General features: G+C 71.7%; 21 protein-coding genes. 8 read left to right on the top strand and 13 right to left on the bottom strand.

Going from position 1 to position 21,781, the window contains the following annotated elements; all coding sequences use genetic code 11:
- Window positions 1-117: 117 nt before the first annotated feature.
- From RS86_RS03475 to RS86_RS03490, 4 genes are all read right to left on the bottom strand, one after another.
- The gene (locus RS86_RS03475) at window positions 118-1,119 is read right to left on the bottom strand and encodes a hypothetical protein (protein ID WP_045270832.1); all 1,002 of its coding nucleotides are present in this window, start codon (window positions 1,117-1,119) and stop codon (window positions 118-120) included.
- A complete protein-coding gene (locus RS86_RS03480; protein ID WP_052680046.1) occupies window positions 1,116-2,342 on the bottom strand; it encodes a sensor histidine kinase in 1,227 nt (408 codons plus the stop codon). Before RS86_RS03480 ends, RS86_RS03475 begins: the two co-directional genes overlap by 4 nt.
- A 70-nt stretch (window positions 2,343-2,412) precedes the next feature.
- Entirely contained in the window at window positions 2,413-3,078 is a 666-nt protein-coding gene (locus RS86_RS03485) for a response regulator transcription factor (protein ID WP_045270833.1), read from the bottom strand.
- A gap of 65 nt (window positions 3,079-3,143) precedes the next feature.
- Window positions 3,144-4,415, bottom strand: coding sequence for a class I SAM-dependent RNA methyltransferase (locus RS86_RS03490; protein WP_045270834.1), 1,272 nt, complete (start codon window positions 4,413-4,415; stop codon window positions 3,144-3,146).
- 78 nt (window positions 4,416-4,493) lie between these two features.
- On the opposite strand from RS86_RS03490, the gene RS86_RS03495 reads away from it, so the two are divergent.
- Together RS86_RS03495 and RS86_RS03500 are read left to right on the top strand one after the other, a co-directional pair.
- Window positions 4,494-5,153, top strand: coding sequence for a Maf family protein (locus RS86_RS03495; protein ID WP_045270835.1), 660 nt, complete (start codon window positions 4,494-4,496; stop codon window positions 5,151-5,153).
- A gap of 106 nt (window positions 5,154-5,259) precedes the next feature.
- Complete coding sequence (locus RS86_RS03500) at window positions 5,260-7,029, top strand: acetyl/propionyl/methylcrotonyl-CoA carboxylase subunit alpha (RefSeq protein ID WP_045270836.1); 1,770 nt, start codon at window positions 5,260-5,262, stop codon at window positions 7,027-7,029.
- A gap of 80 nt (window positions 7,030-7,109) precedes the next feature.
- Here RS86_RS03500 and RS86_RS03505 read toward each other — a convergent pair whose 3' ends face one another.
- On the bottom strand, window positions 7,110-8,558 hold the full coding sequence (locus tag RS86_RS03505; protein WP_045270837.1) for an NAD(P)H-quinone dehydrogenase: 1,449 nt from the start codon (window positions 8,556-8,558) through the stop codon (window positions 7,110-7,112).
- A 175-nt stretch (window positions 8,559-8,733) separates the two neighbouring features.
- Between RS86_RS03505 and RS86_RS03510 the strand changes: the two genes are divergently transcribed.
- Complete coding sequence (locus RS86_RS03510; RefSeq protein WP_045270838.1) at window positions 8,734-9,564, top strand: purine-nucleoside phosphorylase; 831 nt, start codon at window positions 8,734-8,736, stop codon at window positions 9,562-9,564.
- Window positions 9,561-11,252: a phospho-sugar mutase gene (locus RS86_RS03515; protein ID WP_045270839.1), complete on the top strand. Its 1,692-nt coding sequence runs from the start codon at window positions 9,561-9,563 to the stop codon at window positions 11,250-11,252. The genes RS86_RS03510 and RS86_RS03515 overlap by 4 nt, the downstream gene beginning before the upstream one ends.
- A 334-nt stretch (window positions 11,253-11,586) precedes the next feature.
- On the opposite strand, the gene RS86_RS03520 is transcribed toward RS86_RS03515, so the two are convergent.
- Complete coding sequence (locus RS86_RS03520; RefSeq protein ID WP_052680047.1) at window positions 11,587-12,543, bottom strand: hypothetical protein; 957 nt, start codon at window positions 12,541-12,543, stop codon at window positions 11,587-11,589.
- Window positions 12,544-12,809: 266 nt separating this feature from the next.
- Here RS86_RS03520 and RS86_RS03525 point away from each other — a divergent pair, with 266 nt between their 5' ends.
- The 4 genes from RS86_RS03525 to RS86_RS03540 all read left to right on the top strand — a co-directional run bounded on the left by RS86_RS03525 (window position 12,810) and on the right by RS86_RS03540 (window position 16,761).
- Window positions 12,810-13,397 (top strand): GNAT family N-acetyltransferase, encoded by a 588-nt coding sequence (locus RS86_RS03525; protein ID WP_045270840.1) that lies wholly within the window; start codon window positions 12,810-12,812, stop codon window positions 13,395-13,397.
- Between the two features lie 108 nt (window positions 13,398-13,505).
- A complete protein-coding gene (locus tag RS86_RS03530; protein WP_045270841.1) occupies window positions 13,506-14,861 on the top strand; it encodes a flavin-containing monooxygenase in 1,356 nt (451 codons plus the stop codon).
- On the top strand, window positions 14,858-15,811 hold the full coding sequence (locus RS86_RS03535) for a bile acid:sodium symporter family protein (RefSeq protein WP_045270842.1): 954 nt from the start codon (window positions 14,858-14,860) through the stop codon (window positions 15,809-15,811). Before RS86_RS03530 ends, RS86_RS03535 begins: the two co-directional genes overlap by 4 nt.
- On the top strand, window positions 15,808-16,761 hold the full coding sequence (locus RS86_RS03540) for an SDR family oxidoreductase (RefSeq protein ID WP_045270843.1): 954 nt from the start codon (window positions 15,808-15,810) through the stop codon (window positions 16,759-16,761). Before RS86_RS03535 ends, RS86_RS03540 begins: the two co-directional genes overlap by 4 nt.
- A 31-nt stretch (window positions 16,762-16,792) precedes the next feature.
- On the opposite strand, the gene RS86_RS03545 is transcribed toward RS86_RS03540, so the two are convergent.
- From RS86_RS03545 to RS86_RS03575, 7 genes are all read right to left on the bottom strand, one after another.
- Window positions 16,793-17,230, bottom strand: coding sequence for a VOC family protein (locus tag RS86_RS03545; protein WP_045270844.1), 438 nt, complete (start codon window positions 17,228-17,230; stop codon window positions 16,793-16,795).
- A 39-nt stretch (window positions 17,231-17,269) separates the two neighbouring features.
- On the bottom strand, window positions 17,270-17,590 hold the full coding sequence (locus tag RS86_RS03550) for a DMT family transporter (RefSeq protein ID WP_045270845.1): 321 nt from the start codon (window positions 17,588-17,590) through the stop codon (window positions 17,270-17,272).
- Complete coding sequence (locus RS86_RS03555) at window positions 17,587-18,000, bottom strand: DMT family transporter (protein ID WP_082076534.1); 414 nt, start codon at window positions 17,998-18,000, stop codon at window positions 17,587-17,589. The genes RS86_RS03550 and RS86_RS03555 overlap by 4 nt, the downstream gene beginning before the upstream one ends.
- Window positions 17,987-18,865, bottom strand: a complete 879-nt coding sequence (locus tag RS86_RS03560) for a carbohydrate kinase family protein (protein ID WP_045270846.1) — start codon at window positions 18,863-18,865, stop codon at window positions 17,987-17,989. Before RS86_RS03560 ends, RS86_RS03555 begins: the two co-directional genes overlap by 14 nt.
- Window positions 18,858-19,973: an adenosine deaminase gene (locus RS86_RS03565; RefSeq protein ID WP_045270847.1), complete on the bottom strand. Its 1,116-nt coding sequence runs from the start codon at window positions 19,971-19,973 to the stop codon at window positions 18,858-18,860. Before RS86_RS03565 ends, RS86_RS03560 begins: the two co-directional genes overlap by 8 nt.
- A gap of 98 nt (window positions 19,974-20,071) precedes the next feature.
- Complete coding sequence (locus RS86_RS03570; protein WP_045270848.1) at window positions 20,072-21,364, bottom strand: thymidine phosphorylase; 1,293 nt, start codon at window positions 21,362-21,364, stop codon at window positions 20,072-20,074.
- Entirely contained in the window at window positions 21,361-21,780 is a 420-nt protein-coding gene (locus tag RS86_RS03575) for a cytidine deaminase (protein WP_045270849.1), read from the bottom strand. The genes RS86_RS03570 and RS86_RS03575 overlap by 4 nt, the downstream gene beginning before the upstream one ends.
- Window position 21,781 lies beyond the last annotated feature (1 nt).

Below are 21,781 nucleotides of genomic sequence, written 5' to 3' on the forward strand. Positions count from 1 at the left end.
ACCTGGCGAGGGGTGGGCGGCTTCGCCGCCCCTCGCCCTTTCTTCCTCCACGGAGGAATCGGGATTCCTGCTCCACAGCGGAATCGGGCTTCCTGCTCGCAGGCTGCGGCTTGCCGATCAGCGCGAGCGCGGGATCTCGCGCCACAGCTCGACGGAGTCCTCGTCCGAGGACTCCCCCGCCGCAGAGCGTCCGACCACGGTGACCGCGATCCGCGCGTCCCTCGGGGCGCGGATGATGAGCCGCGCGGAGGACGAGTCCGCGAGCACGTCCGCCAGCTCCTCGCGGATCACGCCCTTGGTCTGCTCGTCGAGGCCCTCCAGCCCGCCGTCGTCGAACACGGTCACGGTGGCGCCCCTCGCGCGCGCCGTCTCGATCGCCGCGCGGGCGCGCTCGTTGAGCAGCTCTCCGCCGCGGATCTCATCGCGGAGCCGTCCCTCGGACAGATGCGCCTCCTGCCGCTCCTCGACGGACAGGTCGCCCCGGGTCGCGATGACCCTGGCGAGGATCGGACCCGCGACCGCGAGCGCGTACTGGACGCGTTCGCGGCGCTCGCGCTGACGCACGATCTGGGTCGCCTGCCAGGCCGACGCCGCCTGCTGGATCCCCGCGAGGCGATCGGTGTCGCGCACGGCGCGCCGCCAGAAGGCGACCAGCAGCTGGGCGATCACCATCCACACCGTGGATCCGACGAGCCCGAGACCGAGCGAGTCGAGGATGCCGATCCACAGCGTCGACGCGATCGTGAGCAGGAGCAGCACCAGCCATCCGGCGAGCGGGCGGCGGCGCACGATGCAGACCACGCCGATCAAGCCCACGGAGCCGATGTACCAGGTGGCGTAGGGAGCACGCAGCGCGGCCGGATCCAGGCCGAGGTTGCTCAGTTGCGGGATCGCGAGTGCGGACGCGAGCGCCAGGGCGGCGGCCCAGCGCGGCATCTTCACCGCGCGAGCGGCGCCGACGACGGCGATCACGGCGAACGAGACGAGGTAGATCAGGACCGCGAGCAGCACGAGCAGCGGACGCGGCGGCGGCGAGGTCCACCACAGCGCTCGCGCGGCGAAGTAGCAGGCGAACACGAGCGCGAGCCCGGTCGCGACGATGCGGACGGTGAGCCTCATGTCCGCGACCAGCCCAGCGTGACGACCGTGCCGCGACGGTCGGAGTCGATCGTCGCGCTGCCGCCGACCGCCGTCATCCTGGCGAGGATCGAGGCGCGGATCCCGAGCCGGTCGGCACCGACCTGAGAGGGGTCGAATCCGCTGCCGGTGTCGCTGACCTTGACGGTGAGCCCCGTGTCGCCGTGCCCCTCGACCACCACAGCGAGACCGCGCGCGGAGGCGTGCGCGACCGCGTTGCCGATCGCCTGCCGTGCGGCGAGCGCCATCGCGCGGGCGACCCGGTCGGGGACGGCGCCGTGGCCGAACTGCTCGACCTCGATCGTGAGCCCCAGCTGCGTCACGGCATGGCGCAGGTCCTCGGCGAGCAGCTCGACCTCCACCGGCTCGTCGCTGCCCTCCTGTGCGGGGGCCTCGGCGTTCGCGAGACGGGTCAGGGCCTCCCTCGCCATGTCCATCGCGAGGGCGCGCTCGCGGTCGGTGCCCGCGCGCTCGGCCGCGATCAGCGCGGCCAGCACGCTGTCGTGCATGAGCGCCGCCACGGCGACGCGCTCGTGCTCGACCGCCTCGGCGGAGGCGGCCTCGGTGTAGAGCGCGACCGCGCGCCCCCTGGCGTCGTCGACACCGTTCGCGACCGAACGGAACATCCAGCCCAGGGCGACCAGCACGAGCCCGAGGATCAGCGTGAAGGACACGTCGAACGCCGTGACGATCCAGAAGTCCGGTCCGAAGTCGCCCTGCATGAGTCGCACGGTCCCGTAGATGAAAGGGCCGACGAGTGCCCACGCGACCTGCACGCCGAGCGGGAACGCGACGACCGCCGCGACGCCGGCCACGTTGACGAGGAAGAAGATCCACGGCTGCTCCGTCGGCACCACGTCCTTGTGGTTTGCCACGAACGGCCACAGCAGCAGGTCGATGAGATACGCGACGAAGAAGATCCCCGCCGTCAGGCGCACCCCGCGCCCGAGCGTGCAGCACACGAGCATCGCGAGCCACGGCACGAACACCACCGCCATCATCGTGAGGTGCGACGCATCGACGACCTGCAGCGTCACGAGCGCGGTGACCAGCGCCTGGGCCCCCAGCGCGAGCGCGCCGACCCCGACGACGATCGCGATGATGCGCTCCATCCGCCGTCCGGCGAAGCGCTCCAGTTCCTGGCCGACCTCGCCGGGCGTGGGGATCTTCTCCCACGCCTCTCTGAGGCCCTGATCCGCCGACACGCGTCAGCCCCTCGGCCGCGGCGTCGGGATGGCGCTCACCGCGGCCGTTGCGCCACGGTGCCCGCTCGGTTCAGGAGACACCCTGCGGATCCTCCTGCGCCGTCTCCACGATGCCGTCCTCCATCGCGCGCCGCAGCAGGTCGACCTTGGTGGGGGCAGGGCGCCCGACCTCGACGTACTTGACCCTGATCCGGGTGATGTTCTCCTTGGCCGTCGAATAGGCCACGCCGAGCCGCTCCGCCACGACCTTGAGCGGCAGGCCCGTCGCGTAGAGGCGGAGCACCTCGCGCTCGCGGGTGGACAGCTGCGCGTCCGCGAAAGCCGTGTCGCCGTCGACCGCGTTCGCCCACTCCACATTGTTCAGGGCCTCGCCCCGCGCGACCGTGCGCACGGCGGCGATCACGTCGTCCAGCGGCGACGACTTGCTGATGACCCCCGCGGCCCCTGCAGCGAGCGCCTCGCGCACCGAGACCGGCCGGTCGGCGACACTGTGGATGACCACGCTGGAGCCGTCGAGGACGAGCCGGGTGACGTTCTCCGTCACGGTCGTGCCGTCGCCCAGGGTGAGATCGAGCACCACGACGTCGGCGGGAGCATTGCCCGCGCGGCTTCGTGCATCGAGGTACTCGGCCACACCGGCGCCCGCGAAGACGACGTCGAAGGACGCCCGCTCGAGCGCGGCGGCGAGTCCCAGGCGAACGGACTCGTGGTCGTCGATCAGGGCTACGCTGCTCACGGTCTCACCCTATCCCGTGGCCCGGCGGGTCCACGCTCCCGTATCCGCCCGAGACGGCCCTCCGTTCAGCGCGTGAGGAGCGCCACCGTCTCCAGGTGGTGGGAGTGCGGGAACAGGTCGAAGGCGCGGAGTGCGCGCGGCTCGTATCCCAGGCCCCGGAACGTGGCGAGGTCCCGGGCGAGGGCGACCGGGTCGCAGGCCACGTAGGCGATCGCGGCCGGATCCAGCGCGGCGACGTCCTCGACGACGGCCCGTCCGGCGCCGGAACGGGGCGGGTCCAGGATCACGGCGCCGCCGGCGACACCCTCGGTCGCCGCATCGTCGGCGCGCAGGAAGCGGTCCACGCGCGCGGTGACCGCCTGAACGCCCAGATCGCGCAGGTTCGCGGCCGCATGCCGGGTGGCGCGAGGGGCGGATTCGACGGTGGTGATCCGCCGCGCGCCGAGCCGCGCCAGAGTGGCCGAGAACAGGCCGACGCCGCCGTACAGGTCGAGGTGCATCGCGTCCGGGTCGATCTGCCCGTCGAGCAGCTCGGCGACGGCCCCGTCGAGGAGTCCCGCGGCGGCCGGGTGGATCTGCCAGAAGCCGTCGGCGTCGAGCGTGAAGGAGCGCTCGCCGACGCGCTCGACGATGGTCTCCGGTGCGGGGCGCCGCGGCCCGCGACGCCGGGCGCCGTGCGCGACGCGCTCCGCCTCGGTGCGGAGCACGCGGCGCACCTCGCCGTCGGAGGGCTCGACGAGCTCGATCCGGCCTTCCGGCAGCCCGCGCAGCTCGCGCGCGGCGGCGTCGATCGCGGGGCGGGCGAGCACGTGCTCGGCGACCGGCACCACGCGGTGGCTGCGCGCGGCGAAGGGGCCGATCCGCCCCTCTCCGTCCACGTGCAGGGTGACCCGGGTGCGCCAGTTCTCATCGGTTCCCGTGGCCTCGACCTCTGGAGCGTCGATCCCTCCCCCGGCGAAGCGGTCCAGGGCCTCCTGCAGCACCCGGCGCTTGAGCACGCGCTGGTGCGCGATCTCGATGTGCCCGAGGTCCGCGCCGCCCGGCCGCTGCTCCGGTGCGCGCGACACGTCCGCCTCCGGCCACACGTGCGGGCGCCGGTGCTCCGACGCGTCGAGCACCTCGACGGTCTCGGCCCGCCAGAACGAGCGCGTGTCGGCGCCGTCGCCCCCTGAGCCTGCCGAAGGGTCGGTCAACCGCGCCCTGACGCGCTCACCGGGGAGCGCATCCGAGACGAACACCACGCGCCCCTCATGCCGGGCGATGAAGACGCCGCCGTGCGCGATGGCGGTCACGTCGAGGTCGAGAAGGGCGCCCTCGGACGCGTGGGAATCTGTCACCCCTCGATCATCCCAGACGTCGGCGCCCGCCCGCCGCCGGATCCGGATCCGCGGTCGCCGCACCGCTAGCGTGGTCCCATGCGCGTGTGCCTCGCCTCCACCTCACCCGCCCGGCTCGCTCTGCTGCGGCAGAGCGGCATCGAACCGCTGTGCCTGAGTCCCGATGTGGACGAGGACGCGGTCGCCGCCGCAGAAGCCGACCGCCTCGGCAGGGCGCTCGCGCCGGAGGAGGTCGTGCTGCTGCTCGGACGCGCGAAGGCCGCCGACGTCGCCGCGCGGATCCATGACGCGCATCCGGACTTCGAGGGGATCGTGATCGGCGGCGACTCGATGTTCGAGCTCGACGGCGAGGTGCACGGCAAGCCGCACACTCCGGAGCGCGCGCTCGCGCGCTGGCACGCCATGCGCGGCAGGACCGGCGTGCTGCACTCCGGGCACAGCGTCATCCTGGTGCGTCCTGGCGAGCCCGCCGCCGAGACGCATGCCGTCGCGGAAGCGGCCGTGACGTTCGCCGCCGACATCGATGACGCCGAGCTCGAGCGGTACGTCGCCACCGGGGAGCCCCTGCTCGTGGCGGGCGCCTTCACCGTGGACAGCCTGGGCGGCGCCTTCATCGAGCGGGTCGACGGCGATCCCTCCACGGTCGTCGGCATGTCGCTGTCCACTCTCCGGCACCTCGCCGGACGGCTCGGGATCCGCTGGACCGACCTGTGGAACGCGGTGCCGCCGTCCTCCTGAGCCGGCTCCGGGAGGACCCGGCTCGTAGGATCCGGGACGTGATCCGCGCCGATTCTTGTGGAGAGTCGTCAAAAATATCGGCGGCGCTGTCGATAGGCTGACATTCATGCCTGACATCGCCAAGGTGCTCGTCGCCAACCGCGGCGAGATCGCCGTCCGCATCATCCGCGCCGCGCGCGACTCCGGTCTCTCCTCCGTCGCCGTCTACGCGGACCAGGACCGTGACGCCATGCACACGCGCCTGGCCGACGAGGCCTACGCCCTCGACGGATCCACGAGCGCCGAGACCTACCTGCAGATCGACAAGATCCTGTCGGTGGCCCGCCGTGCCGGGGCCGACGCCGTTCACCCCGGCTACGGCTTCCTCGCCGAGAACGCCGCCTTCGCCCGTGCCGTGATCGGCGCCGGCATGGTGTGGATCGGCCCGTCCCCCGAGGCCATCGAGGCGCTGGGCGACAAGGTCACCGCGCGCCACGTCGCCGAGAAGGTGGGCGCACCGCTCGCCCCCGGCACCCCCGGCCCGGTCGAGACGGCCGCCGAGGTGGTCGCATTCGCCGAGAAGGTGGGTCTGCCCATCGCGATCAAGGCCGCCTACGGCGGCGGCGGACGCGGCCTCAAGGTCGCACGCGAGCTCGACGAGGTCGCCGAGATGTTCGAGTCCGCCACCCGCGAGGCCGTCGCCGCCTTCGGCCGCGGCGAGTGCTTCGTGGAGAAGTACCTCGACAAGCCGCGCCACGTCGAGACCCAGTGCCTCGCCGACGCCGAGGGCAACGTCGTCGTCATCTCGACGCGCGACTGCTCGCTGCAGCGCCGCCACCAGAAGCTCGTCGAGGAGGCGCCCGCGCCGTTCCTCACCGAGGAGCAGAACGACCTGCTGTACTCGGCGTCCAAGGCCATCCTCAAGGAGGTCGGCTACGTCGGCGCCGGAACCTGCGAGTTCCTCATCGGCGCCGACGGCACGGTGTCCTTCCTCGAGGTGAACACCCGCCTGCAGGTCGAGCACCCCGTCTCCGAGGAGGTCACCGGGATCGACCTCGTCCGCGAGCAGTTCCGCATCGCGGCCGGAGGCACCATCGACTACGAGGACCCCGCCCCGCAGGGCCACTCGATCGAGTTCCGCATCAACGGCGAGGACCCGGGCAGGGGCTTCCTGCCGCAGCCCGGACCGATCCACGTCTTCAAGACCTTCGGCGGACCCGGCCTGCGCCTGGACTCCGGTGTGACCGCAGGCGATGTCGTCTCCGGCGCGTTCGATTCCCTCCTCGCGAAGATCATCGTGACCGGCAAGGACCGCGCAGAGGCGCTCGAGCGCTCGCGTCGTGCGCTCGACGAGTTCGAGGTCTCCGGCCTGCCGACCGTGCTGCCGTTCCACCGCAAGGTCGTGAACGACCCCGCCTTCACCGCCGAGGACGGCCGCTTCGGCGTCTACACGCGCTGGATCGAGACCGAGTTCGTCAACGACATCCCCGCGTGGGACGGCGAGCTGGAGGCCGCGGCCGAGCCCAAGGGCCGGCACACGGTCGTCGTCGAGGTCGCCGGCAAGCGCCTCGAGGTCAGCCTGCCCGACCGCGTCGCCGCCTCCGTCGTGGGCACGGGCGGGCGCCCCGCGGCGGTGCCGCCGTCGCGTCGCAGCCACGCCAAGACCGTGAACGCTGGCGCGTCCGGCGATGCGGTGAAGTCGCCGATGCAGGCGACGGTCGTCAAGGTCGCCGTCGAGGAGGGGCAGCAGGTCGTCAAGGGCGATCTCGTCGTCGTGCTCGAGGCGATGAAGATGGAGCAGCCGCTGCAGGCGCACAAGGACGGCGTCATCGGCAACATCAACGCCGATGCCGGCGCGACCGTGTCGGCAGGCCACCAGCTCCTCACGATCAGCTGACAGGATCCTCGGCCCGCGAAGGGCCCCAACGACGAAGAAGCGGCGCTCCCCTGAGGGGGCGCCGCTTCTTCGTGTCAGCGTCAGTTCGCGATGTAGACCTGGTGCATCGCGCGGGTCGCGTCGGTGATGCTGCTCGTGATCGACGGGTAGGCGGCGAACACGCGCGACACCTGGTCGACGTTGAGACGGCGCTCCACGGCGATCGCGAGCGGGTAGATCAGCTCCGAGGCGCGCGGGGCGACGATCACGGCGCCGATGACCGTGCCGGATCCCTTGCGCGCGATGATCTTGACGAAACCGTCGCGGATCCCCTGCATCTTGGCGCGCGGGTTGGCGGCGAGAGGCAGCTTGTAGGCGATGCCGTCGGCCACGCCGTCCTCGATGTCCTTCTCGGAGAAGCCGATCGTCGCGATCTCCGGGGCGGTGAAGATGTTCGCCGTGATCTTGAGCTTCTCGAGCGGGATCACGATGTCGCCGAGGGCATGGAACACGGCCGTCCGGCCCTGCATCGAGGCGACGGAGGCGAGCGGGAAGAAGTTCGTGCAGTCGCCGACCGCGTAGATGTTGGAGACCGAGGTCCGCGCGACCCTGTTGACGCGGATGTGGCCCGACGCGGTCAGCTCGACGCCGACATCCTCGAGGCCGATCCCCGCCGTGTTCGGGATGGATCCGACCGCCATCAGGCAGTGGCTGCCCTCGACCGTGCGCCCATCCGAGAGCGTCACGGTGACGCCGTCCCCGGTGCGCTCGACCTTGTCGGCGCGCGACTTCGACAGCACCTGCATCCCGCCGCGCTTGAAGACCTTCTCGAGCACGTGCGCCGCGTCCTGGTCCTCACCGGGGAGTACCTGGTCGCGGCTGGAGATCAGGGTGACCTTCGCGCCGAGGTTCATGTACGCCGAGGCGAACTCGGCGCCGGTGACGCCGGAGCCGACCACGATGAGGTGCTCGGGCAGCGTCTTCATGTCGTACAGCTGCGTCCAGGTGAGGATCCGCTCGCCGTCCGGCTTGGCAGAGTCCAGCTCGCGCGGGGACGCCCCCACGGCGACGATGAGGGTGTCGGCCTCGACGCGGTCGAACTCGGTGCCGTCCACGGAGGTGGCGACGACGATCGCGTTCGGGCCGTCCAGGCGACCGTGACCGGAGAGGATCGTCACACCCGCGTCGAGCAGCGTGGTGCGCATGTCCTCGGACTGCTGCCCGGCGAGCGCCATCAGGCGCTTGTTCACGGCGGCGAGGTTGATCGCGACCTGCGGCTTGAGCGGCTTGCCCTCCGCGCCCTTCGCATAGAACTGCACGCCGAGGTCGGTGGCCTCGCTGATCGCGACGGCCGCGTCCGCCGTGGCGATCAAGCTCTTGGAGGGCACCACATCGGTGAGCACGGCGGATCCGCCCACGCCGACCCGTTCGACGAGCGTCACCTCCGCCCCGAGCTGTGCTGCGGCGAGCGCCGCCTCGTAACCGCCGGGACCGCCACCGAGCACGGCGACACGCTGAGAGCGCTCGAACATCAAGGTCATGGGATCCATTCTTCCGCATCCGCCGCGCGGCCGGGATCAGCCGGTCCGCGACCGGGAAAGCGTTCCCTCCCCGTTCGCCGCGCGTTCGGCCACCGCGGCGCCATCGTGAGCGCGGGCGAGTGCGACTCCCGCTCTTCCGCGCCCTCCTCGCCCGCTCAGGGTGCGGGGCCGTATCCTCGATCTCATGGCTGACTGGAACCACCCCCTCGACGACCCGAGTGCCGACCCCTTCGCGATCGCTGCTGAGGCCGCCTCCGACATCCACCGGCTCACCGGCGTCGAGCGTCACGACATCGCCGTCACCCTCGGCTCCGGCTGGGGCAAGGCCGCGGAGCTCATCGGCGAGACCGTCGCGACCATCCCCGCCACCGAGGTCACCGGCTTCTCCAAGCCCGCGCTGGAGGGCCACGTCGGCACGCTCCGCAGCATCGTCACCCCTGGTGGGAAGAACGTGCTCGTGATCGGCGCGCGCACCCATTACTACGAGGGCCACGGCGTCCGCCGCGTCGTGCACAGCGTGCGCACCGCCGCCGCCACGGGCGCTGCGACCATGGTGCTCACCAACGGCGCCGGCGGCATCCGCGAGACCTGGAAGCCCGGGCAGCCGGTGCTGATCAGCGACCACCTCAACCTCACCGCGGATTCGCCGCTCGAGGGCGCGACCTTCATCGACCTCACCGACCTGTACAGCGCGCGGCTGCGCGATCTCGCCCGCACGATCGACCCGAGCCTCGACGAGGGCGTCTACACGCAGTTCCGCGGCCCGCACTACGAGACCCCGGCCGAAGTGCAGATGGCGAAGGCCATCGGCGGCCACATCGTCGGCATGTCCACCGCGCTCGAGGCGATCGCGGCGCGGCAGGCCGGCATGGAGATCCTCGGCTTCTCGCTCATCACGAACCTCGCCGCGGGGATCCAGAAGACCCCGCTCAGCCACGCCGAGGTGATCGAGGCCGGCCGGGAGGCGGAGCCCGTCATCTCGGATCTGCTCGCCCGTGTGATCGGGGCGCTGTGAGCGCGCAGGAGGCGACGCTGCTCACGCAGGCACGCGCCTGGCTGCGTCAGGATCCCGACCCGGAGACCCGGGACGAGCTCGCCGGTCTCATCACGAGCGCCGGATCCGGTGACGAGGCTGCCGCCGCCGACCTCGCCGACCGCTTCTCCACGCGCCTCGCCTTCGGCACCGCCGGGCTGCGCGGCGAGCTCGCCGCCGGCTCGAACCGGATGAACCGGGTGCTCGTGGCGCAGGCCGCCGCGGGCTTCGCCGCGTACCTGTCCGAGAAGGCGTCGGCAGGAACGCCGACCGTCGTGATCGGGTACGACGGGCGCAAGAACTCCCGCGTGTTCGCGAAGGACTCGGCCGAGATCTTCGCCGGCGCGGGACTGCGGGCGATCCTGCTGCCGCGGCTGCTGCCGACCCCGGTGCTCGCATTCGCCGTGCGGCACCTCGGCGCGGACGCCGGTGTGATGGTGACCGCGAGCCACAACCCGCCGAACGACAACGGCTACAAGGTGTACCTCGGCGGCGCGGACCAGGGCTCGCAGATCGTCGCGCCCGCCGACGCCGAGATCGCGGCGCACATCCAGCAGGTCGCCGATCGCGGGGACGCACGGGCGATCCCGCGCTCCGAGGCCTACGAGACCGCCGGCGAGGACATCGTCGAGGCGTACGTCGCCGCGACCGCCGCCGTGGCGCCGGCCCCGGTCGGCACCGCGGGGCTGCGCTGGGTCTACACCGCCCTGCACGGGGTGGGCTGGGAGACGTTCTCCCGCATCATCGGCGACGCCGGCTACCCCGCGCCGTGGACCGTGACCGAGCAGCGCGACCCCGATCCCACCTTCCGCACGGTCTCCTTCCCCAATCCGGAGGAGCCTGGCGCCATGGACCTCGCGTTCGCGAAGGCGCGCACGCTGGGCGCCGAGCTCGTGATCGCGAACGACCCCGATGCGGACCGGCTCGCGGTCGGCGTCCCCGACGAGACCGCAGAGGGGGGCTGGCGCCGGCTCACCGGCAACGAGGTCGGCCTGCTGCTCGGCTGGCGCGCCGCGCGCGCGGCCACGGCGGACGGTCCCGCCGCGCCGGGAACCTCGCTGGCGTGCTCGCTCGTGTCCTCCCCCGCACTCGGCGCGGTCGCCGCGCGGTACGGGCTGGACTTCCACGAGACCCTCACCGGCTTCAAGTGGATCTCCCGTGCTCCCGGCATCGCATTCGGCTACGAGGAGGCCCTGGGCTATCTGGTGAACCCGGAGACGGTGCGCGACAAGGACGGCATCTCCGCCGCGGTCGCCCTGCTCGGGCTCGCCGCCGAGGCGCGCGGACGCGATGCGACGCTCGTGGACCTGCTCGAGGAGGTCGCCGCCGAGGTGGGTCACTTCGCGAGCGGCCAGGTGTCGATCCGCGTCGACGACGTCGCCGTGATCGGCCGGATCATGGCCGCGCTGCGGCAGGATCCCCCCGCCGGCTTCGGCGAAACCGCGATCACGTCTGTCGAGGATCTGCTCACGGCCGCCGAGGGCGCGCCCGCCGGCGACGTGCTGCGCTACCGTCTCGCCGACGGCTCCCGGGTGATCGTGCGCCCGAGCGGCACCGAGCCCAAGCTCAAGGTGTACCTCGACGCGCGCGCGGACTCGGGCGAGGCGGCCCACGCCGCCGTGGCCGCGCTGGACGCCGCGATCCGCGAGCTGCTCGCCCGCCTCGGCTGAGCCGGGCCGCCCGACCTCAGGCCGCCGGGTCCCCCGATTTGGGGCGCGCTTCGACGTTTTGGGGCGCGTCCCACCGTGTTTTCCGGGCCAGACGCGCCCCGAACCGGAGAATCGCGCCCCAAACCGGTCGCCCTTGCCTCGGCTCGGGCGGACCTGGTCCCGGATCCGGCGGCACGTCGCGAGCGTTCCTCCACGGCCCTGACTCCGTTTGGGGCGTGTATCCCCGTTTTGGGGCGCGTTGCACACCGAAATCGGGGCACGGTGCGCCCCAAAACGGAGCCGCACGCCCCAAAACGATCCGACTCGCCCCACACCGGCCGACCACGCCCCTGGTTCAGGCGGGCCGGATGCCGAACGCAGCGAGACGCCGTCCCAGCACGGGGGCTGTCTCGAGGTGCCTCCAGCCCCACCGCGCGAGCCTGCGCTGCGTGGCGCCTCGGATCCAGTCCTCGCGCTGCTTCTCCTCGTCGAGTACGTCTGCGCCGCTTCGCCCCGCGAGCATCCCCGCATCGGCGTACTTGACCGCGCCGTCGAATTCCCCGAAGGCCAGCGCCGCGGGATCATCGAGCGCGAAGTCCACGAAGTACGAACCGTGGGGCCCTGGCACTTCGACCTGAAGCCGGATGCTCCGGAATCCGAGCTCGACGAGTCGGATCCGGCTGATGCTCTCTCCGGGAAGCTGCGCCCTGCCGTCGGCGAACGCCAGCACCCGGTCCGCACGGTGCCGCCCGTGCGCGAATCGGTGCGCGATGCCGTGGACGGCGTCGAGGAACGCTCCCGCCTCATCCTCGTCGTAGGATCCAGGCCCCGGCACGCAGCGCGCTCGCAGCGCCGCGTCCGCCACCACCACGGCGCTCTCGAAGCCCGCCGTGCGAACCACGTCCGCGACCGTGCGTTCGAGCGTCGTGCAACGCAGTCCGCGGATCTCGACGATCTCCTCCTCGGGCACGAATCCGCGATGCCGGATCGTCCCGACCGCGGATCCGGGACGCGCGTGCGACACCGTGAGATGCACGCGCGTGCGATCGGGGCGGAACAGCGGAAGCCCGTGCAGCGCGGCGGCGGTCTCGTGCGAGAACACGGCGTCGTCCGCGATCAGCCCGAGCGCATGCGCACGGGCGATGACCCGCCCTTCGGTCGACGCAGCGGCCCAGTCTTGCCGATGCGCGTAGACGCCGGGCCGGATCCGCTCCAGATCCCGGCCGTCGTCCGCCACACGGTCGCCCGTCTTCGTGCGGCGGATGCGTCCGAGCTCTGCGACGTGATGCACCGCGGGGATGAGGAGGGTCATCGCCCCATCCTGAGGCGCGGGTCCGCGTCTCCCCCGGGCGCGTGCGGAATGCGTGGAGAACTCGCCCACGACGCGATCTGTGCAGGGCTTCGCCGGGGTGGGCGTCCCCGTTTCGGGGCGCAGCCTCACGTTTTGGGGCGCGTTCGGCACGGATTTCCTGGCGTGGCGCGCCCCAAAACGTCAGAGCGCGCCCCAAAACCTCGGTGGGGAACCCCGAACCGGCGGCCGTGGCGGGAAGGGCTCCACGGCCCCGATACGCTCGGACCATGGATTTCGCGGCACCCGTCACCCTCGAGAACGACTTCGTGCGGCTGGAGCCGCTCGCCCTCGCCCACGCCGAAGACCTCGCCCTCGCGACCGCCGGGCTCGAGGACCGCTGGTACACGTCGGTGCCGTCCGCCGAGGGGGTGCCCGCGGAGATCGCGCGACGCCGTGCGCTGCATGATGCGGGCGCCATGAACCCGTTCGCGATCGTGCGACTCGACACCGGCCGCGCGGTCGGGATGACGACGTTCTGCGACATCGACCAGGCCAACCGCACCGTCGAGATCGGCTACACCTGGCTGTCGCCCGAGGTACACGGCACGGCCGTGAACCCGTCCGCCAAGCGCCTGCTGCTGGGACACGCCTTCGAACAGTGCGACGCGATCAGGGTGCAGTTCTGCACGCATTTCCACAACCGGCAGTCCCGCACCGCGATCGAGCGGCTCGGGGCGAAGCTGGACGGGATCCTGCGCAACGACCGCATCGGACCCGACGGCGCCTTCCGCGACACCGTGGTGTACTCGATCCTCCCCCACGAGTGGCCCGCGGTCCGCAACGGCCTCGACGCCAGGCTCGACAAGCGCCGCTGAACTCGGCCTGCCCCGTCCGCGAAGCCGCACTCGCCTGCGCTCTCAGCGGAAGGATAGGATCGGGGCACTGCGCGCGGAGACCCCGAGCCGCGCCCGGATGAGGAGAGCATGACGACGAAGTCATATGCCGTGATCGGCGCCGGCCCCTCCGGACTCGCTGTCATGCGCGCACTGCGGAAGGCGGGGATCGAGGCCACCGGTTACGAGGCCTCGCACGACGTCGGCGGACTGTGGGACATCACGAATCCGCGCAGCACGATGTACTCCTCCGCGCACCTGATCTCCTCGCGCACCACGACCGAGTTCACCGAGTTCCCGATGGACAGCGACGTCGACTACCCGGGTCACCGCGTGCTCAAGCGCTACTTCGACGACTACGCGGACGAGTTCGGGCTGCGCGAGCGCTTCCGATTCGGCACCAGGGTGGATCGTCTGGAGCGCGACGGCGAGCACGACGACAGCGGGTGGATCCTGCGTGCCACGGCGAACGGCGAAGACGGCGCGGACGCAACCATCACCGAGCGTCACGACGGCGTGATCCTCGCCAACGGCACGCTCGCCGAGCCGAACGTCCCGGCGTTCCCCGGAGAGTTCGCCGGCGAGATCATGCACACCAGCGCGTACAAGGATCCCGCGCAGCTCGCGGGCCGGCGCGTGCTCATCATCGGCGCCGGCAACTCCGGCTGCGACATCGCGGTGGACGCCGTGCACCACGCCGCGAGCGTGGACATGAGCGTGCGCCGCGGCTACTACTTCGTGCCGCGCTACCTTTTCGGCCGGCCGAGCGACACCCTCAACCAGGGCAGGCCGCTGCCCGCGCGGATCAAACAGGCGATCGACTCGCGCGTGCTGCGCGCGTTCACCGGCGACCCGGTGCGCTTCGGCTTCCCCAAGCCCGACTACCGCATCTACGAGTCGCACCCGATCGTGAACACCCTCGTACTGAACCACCTCGGTCAGGGCGATCTGCGGATCCGGGCCGACGTCGAGCGCTTCGACGGCTCCACGGTGCGCTTCCGCGACGGCACCTCGGGCGACTACGACCTCATCCTGCTCGCGACCGGCTACGCCCTGGACTACCCCTTCGTCGACCGGGAGCACCTGAACTGGACGGGCGCCTCACCGCGGCTGTTCCTTAACGTCTTCCCGCCGTCGTTCAACGGCCTGTACATGATGGGGATGATCGAGGCGAGCGGGATCGGCTGGCAGGGCCGCTACGAGCAGGCGGAGCTGATCGCCGCCTACCTCGCCGCCGAGAACGCGGATCCGGCCCGCGCCGCGCTCTTCCGCGACAGGGTGACGACGCGGTCATGGCCCGACCTCACCGGCGGGTACCGCTACCTGGGCCTCGCGCGCATGTCGTACTACGTCAACAAGGACGCCTACCGGCGCGCGGTGCGCACCGAGAAGGCGGCCCTCTCCGAGCGCACGGCACCGGCCGGAGCGGGGCGCGGGGGCGCATGAACGTCGACGACGTCGTGGTGCACTTCGCACCGGGCACGCTGACGATCCTCAACGTCGTCCTCGGGCTCATCATGCTCGGGATCGCGCTGGACACCTCGCCGAAGGACTTCCGGGTCGTGCTCACGCATCCCAAGCCCTTCGTCGTCGCGATCCTCGCGCAGCTGCTGGTGCTTCCGGCCGTCACCTTCGGCCTCACCATGATCCTGCCGGTGACGCCGTCCATGGCGCTCGGCATGATCCTGGTCGCGTGCTGCCCGCCCGGCAACATCTCCCAGGTCCTGACCCACCGCTCGGGCGGCAACACCGCGCTGTCCGTCTCCATGACGGCGGTCGGCAACCTGCTCTACATCGTCGCGATGCCGCTGAGCATCGCGTTCTGGGGATCCCTGCACCCCACGGCCAGGCACCTGCTGCACCGGGTCGCCGTGAACCCGTGGCAGATGCTGCTGGAGATCCTGCTGATCATCGGCCTGCCGTTCGCCCTCGGCCTGCTGCTGCGCGCCCGCCTGCCGCGCCTGGCGACGCGCGTGCAGCCGTTCGTGCGCTGGTTCGGCCTGATCGCCCTCGTGGGCTTCATCGTCGGAGCGCTCGCGGGCAACTGGGCCGTCTTCCTCGGCGTGATCGGATCCGTGCTGCTCGTGGTCGCGATCCACGATGCGGTCTCGCTCGCGATCGGATACGGCACCGCTGTCCTCGGCGGACTCGGCACCAGGGAGCGCAAGGCGATGACGTTCGAGGTCGGCATCCGCAACGCCGGCCTCGGGCTCGGCCTGGTGTTCACGTTCTTCGGCGGACTCGGCGGCATGGCGGTCGTCGCCGGCTGGTGGGGCGTGTGGGACATCGTCGCGGGGCTGTGTGTCGCTACGCTCTGGGGCATGCACACCACGCGCCGCACCGGTTCGCGCACCGGCGATGCCTCCCGCCGAGCCGTCAGGGCAGGAGATCGATGAGACGCGTCATGGTCACCGGCGGCGCCGGCTTCCTCGGCAGCAGGGTCACCGGTCTCCTGTCCGATCATCCCGGCGTCGACGTCGTCCTCTCCGGCGATCTCCGCGATTCGGAGGTGCCAGGCGTCGTCTCGGTCGAGGTGGACGTCACGGACCCGCGCGGACTGCCGGAGCTGCTGCGCCATCACCGCGTCGACACGGTCGTGCACCTGGCCGCGATCGTGAATCCGGGCCGCGACGTGCAGGGAGAGTTCCGCGTCGATGTGCAGGGCTCGTCCAACGTGCTGGCGGCCTGCGTGGAGGCCGGCGTGCGCCGCCTCGTCGTCTCCAGCTCCGGCGCCGCGTACGGCTACCACGCCGACAATCCGGACTGGATCGACGAGACGGATGCGCTCCGCGGCAACGACGAGTTCCCGTACTCGCGGCACAAGCGCATGGTCGAGGAGATGCTCGCCGCCGCGCGCACCACGCACCCGGCCCTGGAGCAGGTGATCTTCCGGATCGGCACGATCCTGGGCCCCACGGTGCGCAATCAGATCACGGCGCTGTGGGACGCGAAGCGGATCCTGCACATCGCCGGATCCGATTCCCCCTTCGTGTTCGTCTGGGTGGACGACGTCGCCGCGGCGATGGTGCGCGCCGCGCTGGGCGAGGGCCCCGCCGGGATCTACAACGTGGCGGGCGACGGGGCGCTGACCGTGCCGCAGATCGCCCGGCGGCTGCGCAAACCGCTGCTGACGATCCCCGCACCGCTGCTCGCGATCGCCCTCGCGATCGGCAGCGCCCTGCGCCTGACCGATCACGGACCCGAGAAGATCCGCTTCCTGCGCTACCGGCCCGTGCTGCGCAACGACCGGCTGAAGGAGGAGTTCGGCTACACGCCGCGGCTCACCTCGGCGGAGGCGTTCGAGGAGTACCTGCGCACGCACCCTGACGTCGTGCACGCCGGCTGACTGGCGAACCCCGACCGCGGAGCCTGCGCCGTCAGGGCTTCTGCAGCTCCTGGGCGAGCATCACCAGGATGCCGCTGGGTCCGCGGAGGTAGGTGAGCTTGTAGACGTCCTGATAGTTCGCGACGCCCCGCAGCGGGAAGCACCCGTGGCGGGCGGCGATCGCCAGGGACTCGTCGATGTCGTCGACGGCGAACGCGATCCGGTGCATGCCGATCTCGTTCGGGAGGGTCGGTGCCGTCTCGATCGCCTCGGGATGGATGTACTCGAACAGCTCCACGCGCCCGTGTCCGTCCGGCGTCTGCAGCACGGCGATCCGCGCGTGGTTGCCGTCCAGTCCGACGGCCGTGTCGGTCCACTCCCCCGAGACGGTGTCGCGGCCCAGCAGGGCGAGCCCCAGGTCGGTGAAGAAGGCGATGGTCGCCTCGAGGTCGTGGACGGCGATGCCGACGTTGTCCATGCGGATGGCCATGCCTCGCACTCTACGCCGCCCTCAGCGCGGGCCACCGCGTCAGTGCGTGCCGGCTTCCACCAGGATCACGCCGCCGACGATGACGGCGAGGCCGATCGCCGTCATGACCGAGATGCGGTCGCGGAACAGCACCCGCCCGAGGACGGCGGTGGCGGCGACGCCGAGCGCGGCCCAGACCGCGTACGCGATGCCGACCGGCATGCCCAGCGCCAGCACCGTCCCCAGCAGGACGTAGGAGGCGAGATAGCCGAGCACGATGGCGGGGATGTGGCGCCGGCGCCGGAAGCCCTCTGATGCGCGCAGGCTCAGCGTCGCGGTCACCTCGGAGACGATCGCTCCGAGCAGCAGCAGCCAGGTCATGACGCGCTCCCCGATCCGCCGCGGGCGTGCCGGGTGCCGAGCTCCGCGAGCAGGACGCCCGCGATGATGACGCCGAGACCGACGAGGGAGAGCGGGCTCAGCGCCTCCGCGAACAGCGCCGCGGCCGCGAGCGCCGTGAGCGCCACGCCGATCGCCGACCAGATGCCGTAGGCGACGCCCACCGGCATCCCGCGGGTGAGGACGAGCCCGAGCAGCCAGAACGACCCGCCGTACCCGAGCACGACCACGCACAGCCACCACCAGGATCCGCCCGTCGACACCGCGCGCAGACTCAGCGTGGCGCTGACCTCCAGCACGATCGCGAGCAGCAGGGGCGGCCAGGCGCTGGCCGGGCGCCGGACGCCGGCCTCGGCGTCCGGCGTGCCGCCCGCAGGGTCAGCCGAGGACATCGTCGAGCAGCGGATGCAGATGCCGTGAGCGCAGGGCCGCGGCAGCGGCCGTGGCGCCCGCCGCGAGGGCGTCGTCCACGGCGTCGCCCGCGAGCGTCGCGTCGAGCACTCCGGCGAAGAAGGCGTCTCCGGCGCCGTTGGTGTCGACGACCTCGACCGGTACCGCCGCCACGCGATGCAGCACGCGATCGCGGTCGACCGCGATCGCGCCCTCGGCGCCGAGCGTGCAGACAGCGAGCTGGGCGCCCGCATCGATGCGTGCGCGCAGGAACGCCTCGGGATCCGGCAGGCGGTCGGCGTTGCAGAAGAGGACGTCGGCCGCCTCGAGGAAGGGCCGGTGGAACGCCGCGGCGCCGTCGTAGTCGTGCAGGTCGACCCAGATCGGAGCTCCGGTCGCCTGCGCCTCCTCGATCGCGGCGAGCCCCTCGGCGGAGAGGTCGAGCACGATCGCGGCGGCGCCCGCGAGCGGGGGCTCGTCGCCGACGAACTCCTGCCACCGCGGCGCGAGCTCGGGCGACGACAGGAAGAGCGATACCCGCTCGCCGGCGCCCGTCATGAGGTTCAGATGACGCTCCGAGGAGGTGGCCTCGCGCAGCCCGAGCAGGGGCACTCCCGCGCGGCCGAGCGCGTCACGGATCCGCACTCCCGCCGGATCCGGGCCGACCCTCGCGCGCAGCGACACCGCGCGGCCGAGGCCTCGCAGGCTCAGCGCCTTGCCCGCGCTCGTGCCTCCGACGGTCTGCCAGTCCGCCTCGGCGAACTGCATGTGCGGCGTCGGTTCGGGCAGTCTGTCCAGCAGCACGATCGTGTTCCACGACACCGCGCCGACGATCGCGACGCGCCCCTCAGCGGGGGCTTCACTCATCGAAGCCCTCTGCGATGAGCTCGACGAGCTCCTCGCGCTCCTCGACGGGGAGGAAGGCGCCGGCGGCGGCATTGAACTGGAAGGACTCCAGGTCCTCCAGGTCGTAGCCGAAGGCGTCCACGAGCAGCGCCATCTCGCGGGTCAGCGAGGTCGCGCTCATCGTGCGGTTGTCGACGTTCACGGTCACCGCGAAGCCGAGCTGGTACAGCAGGTCGAACGGGTGGTCGCCGAACTCGGTGCCCCAGGCGGCGATCGCGCCGGTCTGCAGGTTCGACGACGGCGAGAGCTCGAGCGGGATCTCCCGGTCGCGCACCCAGCGCGCCAGATCGCCGAAGCGGACCTGCACCTCCTCGCCCTCCCGGTTGACGATCTCCAGATCCTCGGCGATGCGCACGCCGTGACCGAGGCGCAGTGCGCGGCCGTCGACCAGGGCGGAGCGGATCGAGTCCGGTCCCGCGGCCTCGCCCGCGTGCACGGTCGTGGGGAACATCTGCCCCGCCAGGTACTCGAAGGTCTCCCGGTAGCGCGAGGACGGGTAGCCCGCCTCTGGACCTGCGGTGTCGAAGCCGACCACGCCGCGATCGCGGTTGGCCACCGCGAGCTCGGCGATCTCGCGCACCCGGTCGGTCTGCCGCATCGCGGAGAGCAGCTGTCCCACCCGGATGCTCTTGCCCCGGCTCTCCGCCGCGTCCTCCGCCTCGTCGATGCCGTCCTGCACGGCGTCGACCGCCTGCTGCAGGCTGAGCCCGGTCGTCAGGTGCAGCTCCGGCGCCCAGCGCACCTCGCCGTACACGACGCCGTCGCGCACCAGGTCCTCGACGAACTCGCGCGAGATGCGGCGCAGGTTCTCGGCGCTCTGCATGACGGAGAGCGACACGTCGAACGTCTTCAGGTAGTCGACCAGGGATCCGGCCGCGGCCTGCGTGCGGAACCACATCGCCAGCGCCGTCGGGTCCGTGTGCGGCAGTTCGATCCCCGCCGCATCGGCGAGCTCGATGATCGTGGCGGGACGCACCCCGCCGTCGAGGTGATCGTGCAGCGAGACTTTGGGAAGGCTCCGGAGGGACAGGCCCTCGACCTCCAGGTCGCCGTTCGCGTCGATGGGCATGACAGATCCTTCCTCAGCGGTCGATCGATGGGAATCGTCAGGGATGTTCCGAGAGGAACCGGACAGGGCGCCGCGCGGACGCCGCGCCCGGAATCAGCCTAGGCCGTGATGCGCTCGCGCACGAGGGGCGCGCGCTCGATGTGCTCCGCGCCGATCTCCCACGCGCCGTCGACCGCGTCCAAGGCCCGGTCGAACCGCGCCGCGTCGTCGGCCGAGAGCGTGAACACCGGATCCCCCGCGCGCACGGCGTCGCCGGGCTTCACGTGCAGGTCGATGCCCGCGGCGAACACCACCGCGTCCTCGGCCCTGGCGCGGCCCGCACCGAGGCGCCAGGCGCCGATGCCGAACGGCAGCGCGTCCATGCGGGTCACGAATCCATCCGAGGGGGCGGTCACGGTGTGCGTCTCGCGCGCGGTCGGCAGCGCCGCATCCGGGTCGCCGTCCTGAGCGCGGATCATGGCCTTCCACGAATCCATCGCGCGGCCATCGTCGAGCGCCCGCTCCACGTCCGCGTCGGGCTGGCCGCTGAGCGCCAGCATCTCGCGGGCGAGGGCGAGGGTGAGCTCGCGGATGTCGGCCGGGCCGCCCCCGGCGAGCACCTCGACCGATTCGCGCACCTCGTTCGCGTTGCCGATCGCGAGTCCGAGCGGAACATTCATGTCGGTGAGCAGCGCGGTGGTGTGCACGCCGGAGTCGGTGCCGAGCGCCACCATCGTGCGGGCGAGCTCGCGGGCGCGGTCGATGTCCTGCATGAAGGCGCCGGATCCGAACTTCACGTCCAGCACGAGCGCGTCGGTGCCCTCGGCGATCTTCTTGGACATGATGCTCGAGGCGATCAGCGGGATCGCCTCGACCGTGCCGGTGACGTCGCGCAGCGCGTAGAGCTTCTTGTCGGCGGGGGCGAGACCGGATCCTGCCGCGCAGATCACCGCGCCGACATCGCCCTGCAGCTGCGCGAACATCTCCTCGTTGCTGAGCGCGGCGCGCCAGCCGGGGATCGCCTCGAGCTTGTCCAGCGTGCCGCCGGTGTGGCCGAGGCCGCGCCCGCTCAGCTGCGGGACAGCCACGCCGAAGCAGGCGACGAGCGGCGCGAGCGGCAGCGTGATCTTGTCCCCCACGCCGCCGGTGGAGTGCTTGTCGACGGTCTTCTTGCCCAGGGCGGCGAAGCTCATCCGCTCTCCCGACGCGATCATCGCGTCGGTGAGCACGCGGATCTCGTCGCGCTGCATGCCGCGCTGGAACACGGCCATCGCGAACGAGGCCATCTGCGGATCCGTGACGTAGCCGCGCGTGTAGGCGTCGACCATCCAGCGCAGCGCGGGCTCCGGCACGGTCCCGCCGTCGCGCTTGGCGCGGATCACGTCGACGGCATCGAAAGGCTCAACACTCAACGTCCTTCTCCATTCGGTCCCTGAGCCCGTCGAAGGGCGCTCGGCCCGAACGCGTCGGGCAGCACTTCGTCGATGGTCCTGATCCCGGACACGGTCTCGAGCAGCATCCCCGGTGCGGAGTGCTCGAACAGCAGCTGACGGCAGCGGCCGCAGGGCATGATCGTCTCGCCCTCGCCGTTCACGCAGAGGAACGCGACGAGACGCCCGCCTCCCGACATGAACAGGTCGCCGACCATCGCGCACTCGGCGCACAGCGTGACGCCGTAGGAGGCGTTCTCCACGTTGCAGCCGGACACGATCCGGCCGTCGTCGACGAGCGCCGCGGCGCCCACCCGGTAGTGCGAGTAGGGCGCGTAGGCCTTCTGCTGGGCCTCGTCGGCGACGCGGCGGAGCTCGTCCCAGTCGATGTCCATGATC

It is taken from the genome of Microbacterium azadirachtae, from assembly GCF_000956505.1.
GTDB classification, from domain to species: Bacteria; Actinomycetota; Actinomycetes; order Actinomycetales; family Microbacteriaceae; genus Microbacterium; species Microbacterium azadirachtae_A.